Below are 19299 nucleotides of genomic sequence, written 5' to 3'. Positions count from 1 at the left end.
TTGGAATGCTGTAATATCAGTATGTAGACAGGTGTCATAACTTAAGGTCTAAAGTTACAGGGAAAAAGGAGCGATTTTTATGAAATATGGCTATGCACGCGTAAGTACATTACACCAGGGCCTGAGGTCCCAAATTCAAACATTGCAAAATGAAGGCTGTGAAGAAATTTATTCTGAAAAGTTTACTGGAACAAAAACAGCTCGTCCAAAGTTTCAGGAATTATTATCTATATTAAAAACAGGGGATACGCTTGTTGTGACAAAACTAGATCGTTTTGCACGTTCAACAGTTGATGCGATACATATAATTAGAACCCTATTTGAAAAAGGTGTAAAGGTTCATATACTCAATATGGGATTAGTTGAAGATACACCAACAGGTAGGCTTGTATTTAATGTAATGAGCGCATTTGCTGAATTCGAAAGAGATATGATTGTAGAACGTACGCAAGAAGGAAAAGCAATTGCAAAGCTAAATCCTAATTTTAAAGAAGGGCGACCAAAGAAATATAATAAGATACAAATAGAACATGCTTTATTTCTTTTACATAATCATTCTTACAAAGAAGTGGAAGAAAAAATGGGGATTTCAAAAAGTACATTAATCAGAGCAAAGAGGCAATTTAAAAAAGAGTGCGCCAAAGAAATTACAGTTACATCATAGCATTCATCCACCTTTTTACTTTTAATGGAAAAAGTCCTGCGGACTAGAGCAGCTACCCTGTCACTAAGCCCTGTTAGAAGTATCGCAATTGTTGCTTACCTTACAACAAGATCCCAAGGCGAAACCACTTGCAAAAGGATTAAGTCTACAACTCCAAAGTATACAAGAAGAATACAATCGTTTATTTTGTAGAGGCGAGGTGAATCTTGTTTTATCTGATTAATCAGACAATAATAGATAGACATCTCATTCAATGAGATGTCTATCTATTATTGTCTCAAAATCTGGTGTACTTCCGACATATCCATATTTGTAAACTTCGCAATATCTTCGATATCCATGCCATTTTTATGCATGCCCTGAATCAGTTGGATTTTCCCTTCTTGAATGCCAACTTCTTTTCCTTTTACTATACCCTCTTGAAGCCCTTCTTCTTTTCCAACTTTCTTCCCTTCTTCTATACCAACCTCACGAGCATGCGCTAATTTTGCTTGTTCATCAAATAATACTTTTTCCCGTGCTTCATATGCGAGACGGAACGAACTACTCTGACTCATATTTTCCCATTTGTGGATTGCCTTTTGTAACATTGGGTCTTGTTTCATGGCGATGTCCTCCAAAGTGTGGGTCAAATGTTCATCTTCGTGCGCTGGTAACAAAAGTAACCAACGAGCAAATTCATTTTCCCATGGATTAATTTTTTCTTCTCTCCATTGTTTTAATAACTTTGGAATCTCAATGAAATGTATTTCCAAGTCCTCGAGTAACACTTCCTTGTGTTGTTGACTCCAAAATTGTCCAACTGTATGCATATCATCATAATGAGGAAAAAGCTTAAAGTCTAATAGATTGATGGCAATGGTTTTGCGTAAAGAGCGGTAAGGCATACCTTGCTCTAATTGAGATGTATATAACTTACTCCAATAATACAAAGAACGTTTCACAATCTCTTGTGTATTTCGCAACTGTATTTCAATATTGACTTTTGTCTCATCTTGAAGTGTAGCTAATATATCTAGTATGGATAATTTATCTTCTTCATATTCTTTATGCAGCTGTGGGTCTTCAATTTTTAACGATACAATCGGTGTAGATAATGACTCTTGCAAGATCGCATTTAAGAAAGAAATCAATAATTCCTCTTGTCCTTGTACACCAAATAATTGCTTGAAAGCAAAGTCGACTCGTAAATTCACTAAAGGTTGATTCATAAAGTGAGTCACCTTTCTATTTTGGATTCTATATGTCTATTGTATCGGAGAAACATGACAAGAAGCAACCTTTGTTGAATTGTATCTTTTACTAACTGAGCATCCGTTTGGATACCTGCAGGTATCCAAACGAGACAACTCAAATATTTAAATAACATTGTAGAACAAGATCATCGTTTTATTAAAAGACGGATACACTCTATGTTGGGATTCAAATCATTCCAAACGGCTGTGTCTATCTTAAGTGGTGTAGAAGCGATGCATATGATCAAAAAAGAGCAAATTGATTTGCAGGGTCAGTCTGTCCAAAAGCAGAATACCTTTATTCACCAACTGTTTGGATTAACGGCATAAAACAAGATTAAAAAGACTGCCGTGTGAAACAACAGCAGTCTTTTGATATAACAATCTAATTAAGAGTCATCTGTAATCTTATATTCTAAAAACAGGCTCATTCCAATTAAAAAGATGATGCCTATGTAGTGAATCGATGGAATAAGGATACAACATAGAATGACTTCTAAGCATAAAGTACCTCTTTTCAAAACTTGGTAATTCAAAATTTTTTTGTCATATAAAGAACAAAGAAATTGTAGATTCGGATACACCATAGAAAAATTCCATAATAGGAGCGCGGGTAAACCAAACAAACACAATTCAATTATAAATATATTTGTCATAATGGTATCTAAAGCATGGTTGCCAGTAATAAAGATACCTGGAAGAGCTAAGACAAGTATGAGTACGATAATAGGAATAATAAAAATATAATAATCGAGAAGAAATGTGAAGGGCTGAACGTAAAGATGTTGTTGTTTTTTCCATCGAGATGATTTGAAATAAATAAGAACATTTCCGATAAAAAATAGCAAGATAAAGAGTAGTGGCAATATAATTCCTCCTGATGAATGGTAACATCTCAATTTTTCTTTATTATATGAGTGTACAGAAAATCGTTTCTTTAATTTGTAGGTATTCACTCATCGCAATAGCCCCATCCTTTATTCACTTCTTGTATGTCGAAGGAAGTAGGATCAAAATCTAATAGGTCCTATTCCGCATACATTTTATGTTATGGATGTGAAGCACCTTTTATTACTTCTAAAAATTCAAGAAGTGGAAGTGACAGCCTTTCCGTTGTCCATAAGCATAGATACAAAGAAAAGACGCTTTCATAAGAGGATTGCGTTTTTTCTTTTTTAGCAATTAGCCAATTAAAAATAAGATGTGCTGGTCGTTTGGAAGGATTTGAATCCCAGCATAGAGCATATTCGTCTTTTAATAAAACGATGATCTTGTTCTACAATGTTATTTAAATATTTGAGTCGTATTGTTTCTGGATGGAATTTACATTTGAAGACGATGGGAAAATAAACATATAGGTAACTTGATTGTATTTAAAGTTTGTACATGAAGAAACGAACGAAAATCGCTCATTTCTTCATGTACAGCTATATCCCATTTCAAGAGAAATCACATATGATTCTTCGTTTTTTTCCTATGTTTACATAAAAAACTTTTTATTTATTTTTAGAAATTTCAATAGTTACACCGCGTCCATCTTCACGTTCTGTTACGACTTTAAACTGAAGGCCCAATTTCGGAAGAATTTTGTCTGTATAATTATTTTGATCACTAAAAGTAGACACTCCTTCTTGAGCAGGAGACTCTACGTTTCCTTGTAGTGTTTCTACTTTAATTGGGCTAGTTTTGCGTAGGCCAAAGGCTGCATCCGCATTTTGTAAGCTACTTATAGCCGGCTTCGTTTTATCATGATTGTAATACAATATTTGTTGATGCGCATCGATAACCCCAAGCATCTCATGGCCAGGATGTTCACTTTCTTGATTGTCGGTATAACGTCCATCATAATACCAAACAATCATTCCAAGATCAGCTGATAATCCTTTATAGCCAGCAGCAGTCTTATCAAGCCCTTTATCCGCCCCGTTATGGCTACGCCATTCTATGAGATAATAATTAGGATATTGTACGCCATTTTTCACTACTGGAGGAAGGTTCACCTTAATTGCTTTTCGAGCAGGATCGTGACTAGTTGCTTCTTCTAATACAAACTCTTTCTTTTTCTCGAAATCTTTGTAATCTACCTCGATGGGTTTAATCCAATCCCCTCCATAAGTAGACTGCAAAAACATTTTGGACCATGGATCAAAGTTACTAGGTTCGATTCCCTCTGGCTGTCCATTAAGTGCACCAAAAGCCATTAATGACCACATATCAGCGGATCCTTTACCACCAAAATCATATAAATCAGGTAAACCAAGATTATGACCATACTCGTGAGCCAGAGTACCTACCGCAGTGTCCTCTGGAATAACAGTAAATTTCTTTGCTTTCAGATTAGTACCAGGGATTTGTGCAGGTTCTTTGAGCTCCCCTGTATAAGGTACAACATACATATCAGCGGTAGCTCCTGCCATAACTACTACTAGGTTATCTAGGAATCCATCCGACTCTACCTTATTCCCATTCCGATTTAGATCATCGGGATCTTTTTGATCATATAAATTTTCCGGTTCTGGTGCAAAAAAATTAGGTTAATTGCAAGTAATCTCTAAACCTTGGACATACTGATAGTATTACTCTATAAAAGGTGTGTGATCAGTATGAAAAAGGACAATTTGTTTAAATGGAAGCATTATCAACCGGATATCATTGTATTAACTGTACGTTGGTACCTACGGTACAATCTAAGTTTTCGAGATTTGGTGGAAATGATGGAAGAAAGAGGATTATCTTTAGCTCATACAACGATTATGCGCTGGGTCCATCAATACGGACCGGAACGGGATCAACGGATCCGACGTCATCTGAAACAAACAAATGATTCATGGCGAGTGGATGAAACGTATATAAAAGTAAAAGGGCAATGGATGTATTTATACCGTGCGGTTGATTCTGAAGGAAATACGATTGACTTCTATCTCAGTAAAACTAGAAATCATAAGGCTGCAAAGCGATTCTTTAAAAAGGCTTTGCAGTCTTTTCATATCTCAAAACCTCGTACAATCACAATTGATAAAAATCCTGCTTATCCAGTTGCCATCACTAAATTAAAGAGCGAGAAAAAAGTGCCGTTAGGCACTCAAATTCAGCAGATAAAATATCTAAATAACGTAGTGGAGCAAGACCATCGATTCATTAAAAAACGTGTACGCTCTATGTTAGGATTTAAATCTTTTGGCACCGCTACATGTATACTTGCAGGAGTAGAAGCCATGCATATGATAAAAAAAGAACAGGTTGATTTACGGGATCAGTCTGTTCAAAATCAAAAAGAATTTATTCATCAATTATTTGGATTAACAGCGTAAAGAATGATTCCAATAGGAATCCTCATTATTTCTTGGGAACGTATCCTTTCTTTGCACCAGAACCGAAATAACAGCTTCAGGACCTTTTTTATAGGCCGTTAAAATGACTTTTCGATCGACCATACTATCACCTCCAAACTGTTTGATATACTCAGTATTTACAGATAGAGGGCATATGAAACTAGTAAAATAAAAAAGACGCCGACAAGTGGCTGAGTAGTTACAAACATTTTAACCAAGGGAAATAAAAATTCCCTTGGTTATTAATTTTATTATATGATCAACCATCTAATTTTTTTGTTTCTTTCTTCTTCCAAAGCTTTCCTGGCCAAAATGCAAATCGTCCTAGAACCACTGTAATAGCAGGGACAAGAAGCGGCCTTACAATGAATGTATCTAATAGTACCCCTATTGCCGTAACAAGACCAAATTGAACAAGTACTTGAATCGGTAAAGTAGCTAACACCGCAAATGTTCCAGCTAAAATTAAACCAGCAGACGTAATAACGCTACCTGTTTGAACAACTCCGTTTTTGACTGCTTCAAGGTGTGGCTGGCTTCTTTTATTCTTCCATATTTCAGAAACCATAAATATATTATAGTCCTCTCCTAACGCTACCAAGAATACAAATGAATATAGAGGGATTGCTCCTTGTATTGCGGGAGCATCCATACCATAGTGAAGTAATAGCCAGCCTGCTCCTAATGCAGAGAAGAAAGATAATACAACTGTTAAAATTAAATAAATCATTGCAACAATAGAACGCAGGTACACAAGTAATAATAATGCGATAATACCAATCATAACAGGGATAATTACATCTTGATCACGCTCGGTAGTTTGTTTTGTATCATATAATGAAGCTGTCTCTCCCCCAATCCATATATGATTCTCAGCATTATTTATTTCAGATTTTTTCAGCATTTGTTTCAAACTTTTCCTTAACTCAGGGATTTTATTCATGCCTTCAATTGAATATGGATTTTCTTGTAAGGAAACCTCATACATTTGTAATTGACTATTGTATTTCCCTTTTATAGGTTCCGTTACTTGATCTACAAAAGAAAGTTTTTTTAATTCTGTTGTGACAGGTATGTCCTGCTCTTTTGTATCAACAACAATTTGTACTGGTGCTAATTCTCCAGGTGAAAAATGATCTGATATTAAATCAAATCCCTCACGTGATGGCATGTCTTTAGGAAATGATTCTAATAAATCGTACGTAAAATGAATTCGTGGAACAAAAGATGCCAAGCCACCCAATAGAAATAGTGTCAGCAGAATAATAGTCCACGGTTTACGTATCACAAGGTCTCCAAGTTTTCTGCTCAGAAGTCCTTTCGATTCCTTTACCTTAATCACTTTCTTTTTCTTCCTAGCACGTTCTCCATTCATCTCATTCGTTCTTGGTATGAACGGAAAAAATGCTACTCTTCCCAAAATAGCTAATAATGCTGGTAAAAGCGTCAATGAGGCAACCCCCATAAGAAACACAGCCACACTAAATGGCACTGCAAATCTATGGAAAGAACCAATATGAGCAAGTAAAAGGGTACCCAATCCAACTACCACTGTAAGAGCGCTCATGATAATTGCGCCACCCGATTCTTTAATAGCAAGTTGCAGCGCTTTAAATTTATTTCGTTCTACTAATAAAAACGCTCTATATCTCGAAATAAGAAATAAACAATAATCAGTACCGGCTCCAAATAAAAGTACAGTCATAATTGAAATTCCTTGTGCATCAGCGGTAATCCATCCTTTATCTGCTAAAAAGCCTAAAGTTGGACTAATTACCCCATAAGCAAATCCAACTACAATTAAAGGTAAGATTGCTAAAAGTGGTGAGCGATACAGAAGAATAAGTAAAACTAGAACAAGTAACACTGTTGCAACTAGTAATTTCACATCAGCCTGACTGAATAAGCTTACTGCATCAGTCTGAATACCAACTGGCCCTGAAAGACGAACATGCAGACCAGAATCAGAAATGTCTCTTTTAAAAGGATCATCTGCCAAAGTATTCTTTATAACACGCTGCAATTCATTCATATTCTCTTGAAGAATAGCTGTTCCTGCTGTTGTGTTGAAAAATACAGGAGTTACAAGAGATGTACCATCTTCTGAAACACTCTTTGCTAATGCTTGCTGTGGTATGGTATCAAATGGTGGTAACATTGATTGATCTTTTAATGGTGTATTTTTAAGTTGTTTGTAAGTATCTTGAATTGCCTTAAAGTCATTTTCTTTCAAACCCTTGTCTCTATGCCAAACGATAAGAGCAGGGTTTCCAGCATCATTAGGAAACTCTTTTTTAATTAAACGACTAGCTTGTTGTGATATAGCATTTTTAGGAAGGTTTGGAGCTGTCTCATCCTCAACGGTATTAACTGCTGGCCATGTAAATGATAAAACAAGGGTTAATAAGACCCATACCAAAATAGTAATCCACCTTGCTTTTGGTCCCCCAACCAATTTCCCCCAAGTATATAGAGAATGCTTTTTCATTGTAATCCACCTTTCTAACTAAACTTTTTTCATTAATTATATATACTAGTTAGTTAATTAATCAAGAACTATTAGGTTAATATGCTATAATAGTTGTAACTTCGAAAAGTCAGGAGCGAACACAATTGGAACAAAAACTGCGTCCTCTGGGAAGACCACGTCAAAATAAGAATACACTCCCTACAAAAAATAAAATTGTAAATACTGCCACAAAATTATTTTTAAGCAAAGGATATCAACTTGTTTCTATGGATGATGTTGCTAAAGAATGTGACGTGACAAAAGCAACTGTTTACTATTATTATGCTACTAAGGCTGATCTTTTTACGGATACAATGGTTCAAATGATGTTTCGAATTAGAGAAAATATGTATAGGATTCTTTCAACAAATAAGCCTCTTAAAGAACGCTTACTTGATGTTGCAAAAATCCATTTAACCACTACAATGGACATTGATATAAAAAGCTTTATGAGGGATGCAAAGATTTCCCTGTCTGATACGTACTTAAAACAAATGCAAGATGCAGAAGATAAAATGTATGAAGTATTGGCACAAACCATAGATAAATCAATAAAAGAAGGAGAAATCCCTAAAAATCACTCGCTTTTAAGTGCCCATGCCTTTGTTGCTTTGCTGTACGTTGGAGGATACAGAGATGTTAATCAAAAGCCCCTAATCCCTAATATAGAAGATTTTGCAAAACAACTTGTTGATTTTTATTGGACTGGATTAAGTAAGTAGGAATGCTTCATGATGATCTTTTCTATAATACTCTCCTTTATCTATTTAAAAAAAGCGTCTTGTATTTCACAGGCGCTCTTTTTTATCAATAACAATTCATTTCGGTATAATTTTAATTAATTCCTCTATTATTATTTAAGATTTTAATTCTTCAAATCCATAAACCAACACTTTTTATCATTTGAAAAATAATTAATCAACTTGCAAGAACGAACTTTATGATAACTATCTTTTTTATACCATACAACAAGATTAAGGGTTCTGGTGCAAATAAATGATAAATGAACTGAACCACTACCGACTAAAGTCGGTAGGTTCTAATTGCGACTGAAAGTCGCGTGTTCAGGCTAAAGCCTGTTATTCTTTCACATCAAAAACATCATCATGCTCACCTTGTTATCCTTCAATATACTTGCGAATGGTTCCCTCATTCACAGCACCTACCGTTGCACAAAAATATCCTCTAGCCCATAAATGTTGACCCCAATATCTCTTTTTTAATTGTGAATATTCTTGTTGCAATAATCTGGATGCTCTTCCTTTGAGATACTGTATGATTTTTGACGGGGCAATTGTCGGAGGACAAGATAGTAGGAGATGTATATGATCTTTTCCTACACTTCCTTTTATGATTGTAATATCTCGAGTTAAACAACACTGCCGTATGATTTCTCTTACTCGATGCGCAATTTCTCCAGTTAGAATGTGATATCTATATTTCGTGACACATACAAAGTGCTACTTCATCTCATATACAGAATGACCACCTGTCTTGTAATCCAACATTGGTTTCACCTCTACTCTAGTATCGGCGAAACCCTTTGTTTTTAACGTGCTAAAAGCTATCCGACTAAAGTCGGAGGTTTTAGACCTGGCGCTTGGAAAATAAATTTATTGCGAATATACTGAAGTTCTCTATAAGAATCTTGACTGTTTCCAGCTGAAACTGCTTTCAAACCAGTATTGGTTCCCAATCCAAATAAGCTAAGAAGAAGTCGACGTTGAACGGTTTCTTCACTTAAAATAGACCTATCCGCTGTTGTTTTAAAATGTTTTGTAAATCCTGTATGAAAATCTGTTTCTTTTAATAAATCGAGAAGATTAATATTGGACCAACGGTCCCGAATTTCCTGTTTAATCATAGGGAGATGGGGTGGAACAACTTGTTTATCTAATGGAGTAACTTTAAGCCATCCTTTGTTATTTTTACTTGTAATTACAACTTTAGTGTTACTTCCACTTTCAAGTCCTTCATGTAGCATATTCAACTTATTTTTCATGATTTGCATAATGTCTTAAATAAATGGTTCTACATCAAGCGGTGCTTTTAGGGCCTGAAAATACTCTTCTTTATTTTCTTCAAAATCTTGTGGTAAATCTTCATCTGGATTTCGATATCGATTTGCACCTTCGATCCATATTTCCTTACAACGTAATCGTGTTCGAAGTGATTGTAAAACTGCAATCTCATAATTTATTCGATTCACTCGTTCTATCCCTTTGTTATCTGTTTCAATAATAATTTCTTTCCACTTCGGCTGAATAACACCATCAATAGGGACCTTGTCATCCATAGAAAAAAGCGTTGACTACTATTACTGTGCTTCTGAATAAAATAAAGAGCTTCAATGATAGGTTGATATGATAAATTATTCGATCGAAATGTGAGGTTCTTTAAAATATCACAAATAGCAGTTCTATAATGGCCACGATAAGAAGCATGCATCTTTATATAGATTTTTTCTTTATATTCCCGATTGTTTTTGGATAAATCCTTGATAATATCTCTAATCGTGGAAGAGTGAACGATAGGATATAATGTATCTTGAATGATTCCATCGGGATGATCAATGGTTGCTTGCAACAAGTTTAAAATATGTTTATTTTTCCCTTGCACCTTTTCTAAATCCGCTACCGCTTCTTTACGTGTGGTATTCTTCGCTTTATTTTCAAATTTGTGTGTAATTTCATCTAATAAATCTGCTAAATTATCAATAATTTCAGACTGACGATAAGAAAATAAGATAGCCAGTAAGGTATAACGAATAGGTGCAGGATGCGCACGTAATTCTGTTATTGTCTCAGTCGCTGCACGTATTTGGTACTTTGTGATTAATTTAGGAGGTAAATGATGAAATAGGCCATCTGGGATGTGAAGGTGACGAATAGTTAGTAATTTTTTAAGCTCTATCTCCATGGTAGCAACACTAGGTTTATGGGGGAAGATAGCAATTGTCGAAAAGTAATCATGTTTTGGTCTTCTTGATAATCATGAGATTCCAAAAGATTATCTATATGATGACAAGTTTGAATGTCCAGTTTCTGGTAAGTTTCTTGATACAACTTCTGTTCAAATGTATGAATAGCAGAATCAATCATTCGCTTCATACTTCCAATAGAAGGAGGTTCTACTTTCCACTTACGAAAGAGAGAATATACTTGATTTATTAAGTAATCGGTATCATGAGTAAAGGCGATTTGTTCTTTTAACCATTGTTCCAGCCGCTCACCTTCTGTATGAGTAAACTCTTTAAACTGAAAAAAATCTCGAACTTGTTTTCTATGGTAAGTATAGTTTCTTTCTTCTGATCCCCAACGATACTTATCAAATAAATGTGAAGAGAGGTTAAGTTGCTTTGCGAGATATTCAATCACTGCTTTCGGAACATCACTTTTCTTTATTGGGAATCTAGCTTCATGCTGAAAATACTTCAATAGAACAGTAAAACCAAGACGACTGGCACCCGTCTTATTACCAATCAGTTTGCGCTCGATGTCCCCCAAAATAAAATGTTCTAATAGTTCATTTTCTGTCCAATTCTTCTTCATGCCTGTCTCTCCCTTTATATAGAATAACTATCTATACTTGTAGTTTAGGGAAAAATAAAAAAAGCCAAAATTGGCTTCACTTTGATGTATACGAATAGCTACTTTGCGGTCTACAGCAAGAACCCTGTGACTAAGCCAAATTCGGCAGATAAAATATCTAAATAACGTAGTGGAGCAAGACCATCGATTCATTAAAAAACGTGTACGCTCTATGTTAGGATTTAAATCTTTTGGCACCGCTACATGTATACTTGCAGGAGTAGAAGCCATGCATATGATAAAAAAAGAACAGGTTGATTTACGGAATCAGTCTGTTCAAAATCAAAAAGAATTTATTCATCAATCATTTGGATTAACAGCGTAAAGAATGATTCCAATAGGAATCCTCATTATTTCTTGGGAACGTATCCTTTCTTTGCACCAGAACCATCATTTGTCTATAAAAGGATTTATTTGCAGTGAATTACATTTAATAAAGGTTATTTTCTTTTAGTTCGTTCCACTTTGTCCTTGTTATAATGAGTACGGAGATGAAGAGGGATATTATCTACACGTTCTCTTCATTTTACATGTATAGAGGGAGAGTACGAGATGAAGATAAAAAATATATACAAAGTGTTGGCGACCACCATGCTAGTAAGCCAATTCATGGGTCCCGCGATTTCATATGCAGCTACACAGGATTCTAGTGAACAAACCAAAGACCCAAAAGAAGTGAAACATGGTTTGTTAGCAAATTATTATACAGATGATGCGTTTCACAATTTGACTATGTTTACAGTTCAATCTACAGGGAAAACGCAACTCAATACAGAAACGCTACAGGAGGTCTTATCGAAAGATAAGCAACAGTTCCAATCTGTACGTTGGATGGGCTACATTCAACCGAGTGAAAGTGGCGAATATGAATTTTCTACATCAGATGATTCACATGCAACCATTCAAATCGATGGGAAGGTAATTGTACAAGATGCTCCCATGAAAGAAAAGATGACCCTAGAGAAAGGGAAAACATATGCCATTACGGTAGAATATCACACAGATAAAAATGTAGCTTCACAATTTGAGATGTTGTGGTCTGTGAATGGAAAAGAAAAAGAAGTTGTGCCAGAAAATAATTTAGTCTTACCTAATTTTTCTAAGGATAAAGTTAAACAATTTACAATATCATCCAAAAACAATGTCATGGCAGATGATGATGGGGACGTTACAATCGATTCTGATGATGATAACATTCCAGATGATTGGGAAATAAATGGATATACGGTGAAAAACGGTCTCATTGTAAAATGGGATGACGCGCTGAAAGCACAAGGGTATACCAAATACAAATCGGATCCACTGAATAAACATACTACGGGAGACCCTTATACAGATACTGATAAAGTGTTAGATCATGTGGATGGTGGTATTTTATCAGAAGCAAAAAATCCTATTGTGGCTGCTTTTCCAAAAGTAGGGGTCAATATGGAAAAAATGATACTAACAAAGAATCAAAACGTGTCTCATGATCAAGGGGGGACGGAAACAAATGAATCAAGTCATACCGTTGGAATCTCCACTACAAATAGTACGTCGGAGTCAAATACAATAGGGGCCTCTGTATCTGCTGGCTATCCGTGGTCTGTTTCTGTATCAGCAACTTATTCTCATGATTATACGACGAGTGTATCTGTAGATCAGTCGAATTCTAATACAAGTGGGCATAGTGATGGAAAATCATGGAGCGAAACATTAGGAATTAATACAGCTGAAGCCGCCTTTTTAAATGGAAATGTGCGATATGTAAATATTGGAACTGCGCCCATTTACAATGTAAAACCTACGCTTAATTTTGTTGTAGGAGAAGGCTCTTCTGCACCGACTATCGCAACCGTTATGGCAAAATCCAATACAGTAGCAAACGTGTTAAACCCTGGTACATTTTATCCGTCCACAACACAAGGTCCAATTGCTTGGAATACGATGGATGATTTCAATGCACAGCCTATTAAGTTGAGTTATAACCAGGTACAACAAATAGAACAGGGTGATCCTTTACAAATTCAAACGACACAAACATCTGGAAACTACAAAACATACAATTCAGATGGAGATGCAATTGTGGATGATTCGCAAAAATGGGAAAATGTTATGAACGATATTGAAAATAAAACAGCAGCTATTACGATAAGTACGATCAATGATACGAAAGAAAGGTACATTTCAGCTCGAAAGGCAGCAAACTATGACCAGCAAAGCCAACCAGAAATAACTTTAGGAGAAGCCGTAGAAACTGCGTTTCCAGGAGCAAAAATCGATGGGGATAAGATTATATATCAAAACGTCAATCCAGAAGTTATGAGGATTGGGATGGATCGTCAAACATATGATGAGATACACAATCAAATGAGCCAGACAGGGGATGAAAATATCTATCATGCCAAATTAAAGCAAGGTATGAATATTTTATTCTATCAACTACTGGGTATTCAAAAAGATATAGATGGAAAAACTTATTATTTCAATAATGATGGGTCCAAAAAAACTGGCTGGTTTACAGATAGTAAGGGGAAACAATATTACTTTGATGAAAAAAATGGTGGTGCGGCAGCGAGTGGCTGGTTTAGAGCTAAAGATCAAAATACCTATCCATCAGTTCAATTTAATCATAATTATTATTTTCTTGAAGATGGTACATTAGCTAAAGGAGTACAATCCATTGATGGGATGATTTGTCAATTTCAATCCACTGGTCTATTAAGTGGTCTATTAAAATATATAGGCCTACAGATGCCATTGAGTGAATTAAGAAATAAAAAAATTACACTCCTACCAGCTGATGAATCTGCTCATCAGATTCTAATCCAGGTGGCAAGTCGTTCAAGCGGGGTATTACAACATGTATATGATTCTCCTGGTGAGAATGCCCTAGGTGAAGTATCACTAGCTGACTGGCTCCCTAAAGATCTGCCAGATGAAAATTATGAGGTAGCAATTGTTTATAATAATACTATCGCTCCCTAAAGATCTGCCGGATGACCTGTATTCGGGAACCATGCTTTATAGATAGTCATAGCAATCCGATGTAGGAAGGTAGTAAGACGAAAGGAGTTATATAAATAATGAAACAAGGAACGATATATAAGGTTTTAGCAACAACCGCGATAGCTGGACAAGTACTGTTGGCGCCGCTTTCAGCCTATGCCGAACAGGTGTTACCTGAAACGAAGCCAACCACAGTGCAACAACAGTCGCTTCCTATGAACCTTGAATCCGCAGGCGGGAATACGGTGCGTGTAACGGCGGATGAAATAGATTTAGATCAAAAACCAGAAAAAGATGTAAAAAGTTGGGAAGACACCGAATACAAAAAAGTAGAAAGTTCACTCTCATCAACAGAAAAAACGAAACTCCGTGACTATATGAAAAACATAGAGGAAATGAACCGCTATGTAAAAGATCATATTTATACGTATGAGTATGACCAAGATACGACGTTAAATAAGTCCATTGAGGATGTAGAGAAAATATTCACAAAGTCTTCTTTGTCTCGTCCTATGGCTGTATATAAGGAGGAAACACCTGAAACATTTGGTTTTTCAGAAAATTTGTACAAAAATGACAGCCCATCTGAAATTTCGTTAGAAAATATAAACAAATTTAAAGAGCAAATTGTAAATCAAACATATAGATTAGATGGGTATACTAAGACAGATCTTACTAGTGGGAAAAATGCAAAGAATCCGATTATCCTTTGTTTACATTTACCAGCCGGTACGCATGCGATGTTGTATAAACCCGAAGAACTTGCTGATATGAATATGTTATTGAAAGATGGTTATGGTATAAAACCTGAAAATGTAAAAGTGATAACGAAGCAGGGGAAACAATATGTAAAAGTGGATGCTACAGTAATAGAACCTTTAGATTTTAAAGATGATGCATCAAAAGCGAAAGAATGGGGAGAGAAACAGTATAAAGCATGGGGGGAGAATTTAACAGAAGATCAAAAAACCAACTTGAATGGGTATATGCTGGGGCAAGAGTATAAAGAGATTAATAAATATCTGTGGGAGCAAGGGCCGGAAAAAAACCCTAATCCAGATTTAGATAAAAAAATTACAAGTATAGAAGGGGCGCTAAAAACGGAACCGATTCCGGAGGATATCACAGTGTATCGTAGAATGGGTGCGGCTGAATTTGATATGTCTTTAACAGACCCAGCTTATAATTTTAATAATCCTGAAAATGTGAAAGCATTCCAAAAAAAATGGGAAGGACAAATAAAAGAAAATTTAGGGTTTCTGAGTACGTCTTTATCCAGTGAAAAAGTAGGAGCTTTTGCAACAAGAAAATTCATATTACGTTTACATGTATTAAAGGGAACGCAAGGTGCTTATGTATCGGGATTAGAAGGTTATCAAAATGAACTCGAAGTCTTATTGAATCCTGGATATAGCTATAAAATCAATAAGATTACTTCTATTATAGATAAAGGGGTTACAAAATTAGTGATAGATGCAAATATTATTCCAAAGTAAAACTGGTAGTCAGTTTGTACCACTCTCTTTTAGCTCCGCTAAAAGAGAGTGGTTACATATAGATAATAGCACATACATATGGTCTATAGAGTACGTATCACTTTACTGATTATGGGAGTGAATGGGCCAATAGGCATCCTATATATTTATATGTGTCTGCTAGGGAAATTTAATCTAGGCTTTCTTGTATTGGAATTTTAGTACAAATACGTAATATAGAAAGGAAATGTTACAAATGAATATAAGAAAATTAATGATTGTAAGTTTGTTAACAAGTTTCGCATGGAGTATCCCTATTTCTCATGCACCGTATCATGTACCAGTGAATACAGCATATGCTGCAAATACAGAAGATAGAGATTTTAATACGGATAAAGAAGCAGCTAGAAAATGGGGAGAAGAAAAATATAAAGACTGGGAAGAGAAAAAAATAACGAAGGAAGAAAAAGAAGTAGTACAATATTATACGGGTAGTGGGGCGGATGCTATTAATGAGTATTTAAAAGCCACCGAGGGTAAGTTGGTTGAGAAACAAGAAGATTTACCAGAAGGATACACACTGTCTGATGCAAAAAAATTAAATGAAAAAATAACAAAACTAGAAGGGGCTTTGGAAAAAGCTAGCACACCTGAAACACTTTCGGTTTATAAACGCGTGAGTGAACAACAATTTGATATGGATGCTGGTGATTTACGTCCGAATGGTCCAAATGGTGGTCTTGATTTAGCAAAAGTGCAACAAATACAGAATGATTTTCAGGGGAAAACATTTGAGCCTTTGAAGTTTATGAGTACGTCACTATCGAAGGATCCAGATAAATCATTTGGCCCCCAGCGCTATGCTATTTTATTGCATATTAAACTTCCAAAAGGTACAGCTGCCGCTTATATAGGTGATTTAAGTAAATATTCAGAGCAAATAGAATTGCTGGTACAGAAAGGGTATACGTATAAATACGACAAATTCACTATTATCAACGATAATGGTATACAATCGCTGAAGGTTGATGTTTCTTTAATTCCACAATAGGATAAGGCCGGAAATGCTTCAAAATTATTATAAGTATTCTTTATAATGTAACATATTGATACAATTATAGGGGTAAAACTAGCATCTCCGAGTAAATCGGCATTTTGTAATTTTATGGAAATAACTACAAAATTAATGATGCTGGTTCTCCTTTTAAATAGCCATTCTTTTATCCATATCTAAATGAAATTCACCATATGGGTTAATGTGAGAGTAAATCATAGGTGTAAGTGCCCGATAATCTTCTTCGTCCAAACGATTTTTCCATTCATCTTCGCTGAGTAGTTGTTGGATGATTAAAGGGTTCTGTTGCAAAGTTTGAAAAAACATCAACCTGCTTACAAAATACGGTTGTAGTTTAAGCAGTTCTAAATAACTGCTGTAATTCCTTGTACGTTGAAAAAGAGAAGTCTGGAATGTGACTTCTCTTTTGTTTATATATGGCATGAACCGTTTCGATTCCTTTCAATGTACGTGAAGCATGGCGCAGGTTTTGAAATCCTGCGGATTTAACAAAACGTCGTTTGATATGTCTATGGTCTTGTTCGATGAGATTATTGAAATGCTTAACAGTACAATGTTTCGTATGCACATAAAAGCCATTATGTTTTAGTTTTTTAAACGCACAAAGTAAAGCATGAGCCTTGTCTGTTGTGAGAACCGTTGGTTCTCCAAAAGCTTTCACTAACCTTTTCATAAACATATAGGCTGCTTGATGATCTCGCTTTTTGCGAAGTTGAATATCCAATGTGTGACCTTCCTTATCAATCGCACGATAAAGATAACGCCACTTTCCCTTGACTTTGATATAGGTTTCATCTAAATGCCATACGGAATGTGCTGATTTATTTTTCTTCTTCCAAATTTGATAAATGATATTTCCATATTCATGGACCCAACGCATAATAGTTGTAGGATGAACTGAAACACCACGCTCTCTCAAAAGTTCAGATACGTCGCGATAGCTTAAAGAAAAACGACAATAGTAGCCGACAGCTACCAAGATAATGCCTCTCTCGAATTGTTTTCCTTTAAAATATCCCATATGTTAGGCTCCTCATCTCATTTTTCTACAGTCTAGCTCAGCTCCAAAAACTTTGCAACGGAACCCGTCTGGCTCCCTACTTCACCTGTGACTAGGCCAGGTAGCATAGCGAAAAATTTGAAATCCGTCAGGGTTTATTTGATGTGCCTACTTTTATAATATCTATAAAAGATAATGAAAAACTACGTGGAAAGACCGCATTTTGTATAAAAATATACGTTAAGTTGATGGGCATGTATGGTGAGGCCTTATTTGGTCTGCCTGTTTTCCTAATTAAGCTGAGTAGTTACCATTTACCTTTAATAAGGGTCTTTTATCATATATAACGTTCACAGGTTTTCTGTTATATTTAAATCCTATCAAAAAAATACATATCCGAGGTGACGAGAATGCAAATGCGTAAAAACTTAAAAAAAATAGCACCTATTGCCGTATTAAGTGCGACAATGTTATGTTCGCCAGCATCTAGTTTTGCAGCAGAACAAACACCTGCGGCTACACAAATTCAATCTATGGAACAAACGCAAGGAATAAAGGGTTATTTAATTAAAGATGGCATACAAACACCTGTATATAAAAACAATGTGACGCTGGATCAAACCAATGATGATAATATACCTTATCCTGAACTTTCAGCTAATCCAAATGACCCGGTTCCAGACGAAGGAAAGATAAAAACGGAAATCTCATTACCAAGTTCAATATTATATTTTACTAATAACATTTATGCGGAGAAAACAGATGATGGGCATATTCAACTTGGAGTGTATGATTCAGAAACCTTAGAAAGGACGCCAGGTATCTATTCCCAGGCGCTTATACAAGATCAAAATGGTAATGTAATGGCGTTCTCACAGGTGACTCAAATGAGAATGCAGGATAATATGCATGGTACGCATCAACTTCAAGACTTAATAGATGCACAATATAAACCGTATTGGGACGGCACAACACTGACAAGAGATACGTCTTTTAAGAACAAAGATGTTGGGATAGTTCCTAAAACAGGTGTTTATACATTTAGTAACGCGGTAACCTCTGGATTTACTACATCAGATGCAATAGGTGGCGCGTTAACATTAGGGTATAAATTAAAAGTAAAAGCAGGAGGTGGTATTTTACCTGCGGAAGCGGAACATGAATTTAGCACACAATTAACAGCAAGTTATAATCACACAATTACGGTTACTCATCAAGAAACAGATACGAGAACTTTAAGTAATCAAAAAGTTGCGGATTCTTATCCATATGATAAATATGTAGGAGCTGTATATCAATTATCATCCACCTATACTGTAAATCCAGGACCAGCATTGAAAAATGCTCCCGTTTCTTTAGCACAAAAACAATTCTCATATGCCGATTCTGTTTTATACTTAACGGTTACTCCAGGTGTAACAGGTTAAACGC

General features: G+C 35.6%; 13 protein-coding genes and 6 pseudogenes. 9 read left to right on the top strand and 10 right to left on the bottom strand.

Features of this window, described 5'->3' with window-relative positions; all coding sequences use genetic code 11:
* Positions 1–79 precede the first annotated feature (79 nt).
* Positions 80–664 (top strand): recombinase family protein, encoded by a 585-nt coding sequence (locus MHI28_RS35155; RefSeq protein WP_340829306.1) that lies wholly within the window; start codon positions 80–82, stop codon positions 662–664.
* A gap of 269 nt (positions 665–933) precedes the next feature.
* Here MHI28_RS35155 and MHI28_RS35150 read toward each other — a convergent pair whose 3' ends face one another.
* On the bottom strand, positions 934–1875 hold the full coding sequence (locus tag MHI28_RS35150; protein ID WP_075716962.1) for an Rpn family recombination-promoting nuclease/putative transposase: 942 nt from the start codon (positions 1873–1875) through the stop codon (positions 934–936).
* A gap of 111 nt (positions 1876–1986) precedes the next feature.
* On the opposite strand from MHI28_RS35150, the pseudogene MHI28_RS35145 reads away from it, so the two are divergent.
* A pseudogene (locus tag MHI28_RS35145) lies at positions 1987–2229 on the top strand (DDE-type integrase/transposase/recombinase); the annotation flags it as partial.
* Positions 2230–2288: 59 nt separating this feature from the next.
* Here MHI28_RS35145 and MHI28_RS35140 read toward each other — a convergent pair.
* The 3 genes and pseudogenes from MHI28_RS35140 to MHI28_RS35130 all read right to left on the bottom strand — a co-directional run bounded on the left by MHI28_RS35140 (position 2289) and on the right by MHI28_RS35130 (position 4295).
* Positions 2289–2765 (bottom strand): hypothetical protein, encoded by a 477-nt coding sequence (locus tag MHI28_RS35140; protein WP_340829300.1) that lies wholly within the window; start codon positions 2763–2765, stop codon positions 2289–2291.
* Between the two features lie 336 nt (positions 2766–3101).
* Positions 3102–3203 (bottom strand): annotated as a pseudogene (locus MHI28_RS35135) (IS6 family transposase); the annotation flags it as partial.
* Positions 3204–3395: 192 nt separating this feature from the next.
* Positions 3396–4295 (bottom strand): immune inhibitor A domain-containing protein, encoded by a 900-nt coding sequence (locus tag MHI28_RS35130; protein ID WP_340829297.1) that lies wholly within the window; start codon positions 4293–4295, stop codon positions 3396–3398.
* A gap of 207 nt (positions 4296–4502) precedes the next feature.
* On the opposite strand from MHI28_RS35130, the gene MHI28_RS35125 reads away from it, so the two are divergent.
* Positions 4503–5210: an IS6 family transposase gene (locus tag MHI28_RS35125; RefSeq protein ID WP_340829295.1), complete on the top strand. Its 708-nt coding sequence runs from the start codon at positions 4503–4505 to the stop codon at positions 5208–5210.
* Here the strand turns inward: MHI28_RS35125 and MHI28_RS35120 are convergent.
* A complete protein-coding gene (locus tag MHI28_RS35120) occupies positions 5199–5333 on the bottom strand; it encodes a hypothetical protein (RefSeq protein ID WP_340829292.1) in 135 nt (44 codons plus the stop codon). The two genes, MHI28_RS35125 and MHI28_RS35120, sit on opposite strands and share 12 nt — an antisense overlap.
* 157 nt (positions 5334–5490) lie before the next feature.
* Complete coding sequence (locus tag MHI28_RS35115) at positions 5491–7719, bottom strand: MMPL family transporter (RefSeq protein WP_078188088.1); 2229 nt, start codon at positions 7717–7719, stop codon at positions 5491–5493.
* Between the two features lie 125 nt (positions 7720–7844).
* On the opposite strand from MHI28_RS35115, the gene MHI28_RS35110 reads away from it, so the two are divergent.
* Positions 7845–8462, top strand: a complete 618-nt coding sequence (locus tag MHI28_RS35110; RefSeq protein ID WP_078188087.1) for a TetR/AcrR family transcriptional regulator — start codon at positions 7845–7847, stop codon at positions 8460–8462.
* Positions 8463–8858: 396 nt separating this feature from the next.
* Here MHI28_RS35110 and tnpA read toward each other — a convergent pair.
* Positions 8859–9245 (bottom strand): annotated as a pseudogene (gene tnpA / locus MHI28_RS35105) (IS200/IS605 family transposase).
* 101 nt (positions 9246–9346) lie between these two features.
* Positions 9347–11291 (bottom strand): annotated as a pseudogene (locus MHI28_RS35100) (DUF4158 domain-containing protein); the annotation flags it as partial.
* A gap of 136 nt (positions 11292–11427) precedes the next feature.
* Here MHI28_RS35100 and MHI28_RS35095 point away from each other — a divergent pair.
* The 4 genes and pseudogenes from MHI28_RS35095 to MHI28_RS35080 form a co-directional block, all read left to right on the top strand.
* Positions 11428–11655: pseudogene (locus tag MHI28_RS35095) on the top strand (DDE-type integrase/transposase/recombinase); the annotation flags it as partial.
* A gap of 227 nt (positions 11656–11882) precedes the next feature.
* Positions 11883–14297 carry a binary toxin-like calcium binding domain-containing protein gene (locus tag MHI28_RS35090; RefSeq protein ID WP_340829287.1) on the top strand — a complete coding sequence of 805 codons (2415 nt, stop codon included), beginning with the start codon at positions 11883–11885 and terminating at the stop codon, positions 14295–14297.
* A gap of 98 nt (positions 14298–14395) precedes the next feature.
* The gene (locus MHI28_RS35085; protein ID WP_078187774.1) at positions 14396–15814 is read left to right on the top strand and encodes an ADP-ribosyltransferase; all 1419 of its coding nucleotides are present in this window, start codon (positions 14396–14398) and stop codon (positions 15812–15814) included.
* A 235-nt stretch (positions 15815–16049) separates the two neighbouring features.
* Complete coding sequence (locus MHI28_RS35080; RefSeq protein ID WP_233936864.1) at positions 16050–16844, top strand: ADP-ribosyltransferase; 795 nt, start codon at positions 16050–16052, stop codon at positions 16842–16844.
* 153 nt (positions 16845–16997) lie between these two features.
* Here the strand turns inward: MHI28_RS35080 and MHI28_RS36410 are convergent.
* A pseudogene (locus tag MHI28_RS36410) lies at positions 16998–17150 on the bottom strand (Tn3 family transposase); the annotation flags it as partial.
* A 52-nt stretch (positions 17151–17202) separates the two neighbouring features.
* Positions 17203–17889 carry an IS6 family transposase gene (locus MHI28_RS35075; protein ID WP_340829283.1) on the bottom strand — a complete coding sequence of 229 codons (687 nt, stop codon included), beginning with the start codon at positions 17887–17889 and terminating at the stop codon, positions 17203–17205.
* A 389-nt stretch (positions 17890–18278) separates the two neighbouring features.
* Between MHI28_RS35075 and MHI28_RS35070 the strand changes: the two genes are divergently transcribed.
* The gene (locus MHI28_RS35070; protein ID WP_340829280.1) at positions 18279–19295 is read left to right on the top strand and encodes a hypothetical protein; all 1017 of its coding nucleotides are present in this window, start codon (positions 18279–18281) and stop codon (positions 19293–19295) included.
* Positions 19296–19299 lie beyond the last annotated feature (4 nt).

Origin of the sequence: Bacillus sp. FSL K6-0268 (assembly GCF_038005425.1) — a bacterium.
GTDB lineage: Bacteria > Bacillota > Bacilli > Bacillales > Bacillaceae_G > Bacillus_A > Bacillus_A thuringiensis_S.
The sequence above is the reverse complement of the archived record's forward strand: the minus strand, read 5'-3'. Positions and strand labels throughout refer to the sequence as shown.

Bases quoted from the DNA above. Each gene is read 5' to 3' on its own strand.
- MHI28_RS35130 (WP_340829297.1), bottom strand. From the start codon at position 4,295: ATGTATGTTGTACCTTATACAGGGGAGCTCAAAGAACCTGCACAAATC.
- MHI28_RS35075 (WP_340829283.1), bottom strand. From the start codon at position 17,889: ATGGGATATTTTAAAGGAAAACAATTCGAGAGAGGCATTATCTTGGTA.
- MHI28_RS35115 (WP_078188088.1), bottom strand. From the start codon at position 7,719: ATGAAAAAGCATTCTCTATATACTTGGGGGAAATTGGTTGGGGGACCA.
- MHI28_RS35120 (WP_340829292.1), bottom strand. From the start codon at position 5,333: ATGGTCGATCGAAAAGTCATTTTAACGGCCTATAAAAAAGGTCCTGAA.
- MHI28_RS35085 (WP_078187774.1), top strand. From the start codon at position 14,396: ATGAAACAAGGAACGATATATAAGGTTTTAGCAACAACCGCGATAGCT.
- MHI28_RS35150 (WP_075716962.1), bottom strand. From the start codon at position 1,875: ATGAATCAACCTTTAGTGAATTTACGAGTCGACTTTGCTTTCAAGCAA.
- MHI28_RS35070 (WP_340829280.1), top strand. From the start codon at position 18,279: ATGCAAATGCGTAAAAACTTAAAAAAAATAGCACCTATTGCCGTATTA.
- MHI28_RS35155 (WP_340829306.1), top strand. From the start codon at position 80: ATGAAATATGGCTATGCACGCGTAAGTACATTACACCAGGGCCTGAGG.
- MHI28_RS35080 (WP_233936864.1), top strand. From the start codon at position 16,050: ATGAATATAAGAAAATTAATGATTGTAAGTTTGTTAACAAGTTTCGCA.
- MHI28_RS35090 (WP_340829287.1), top strand. From the start codon at position 11,883: ATGAAGATAAAAAATATATACAAAGTGTTGGCGACCACCATGCTAGTA.
- MHI28_RS35125 (WP_340829295.1), top strand. From the start codon at position 4,503: ATGAAAAAGGACAATTTGTTTAAATGGAAGCATTATCAACCGGATATC.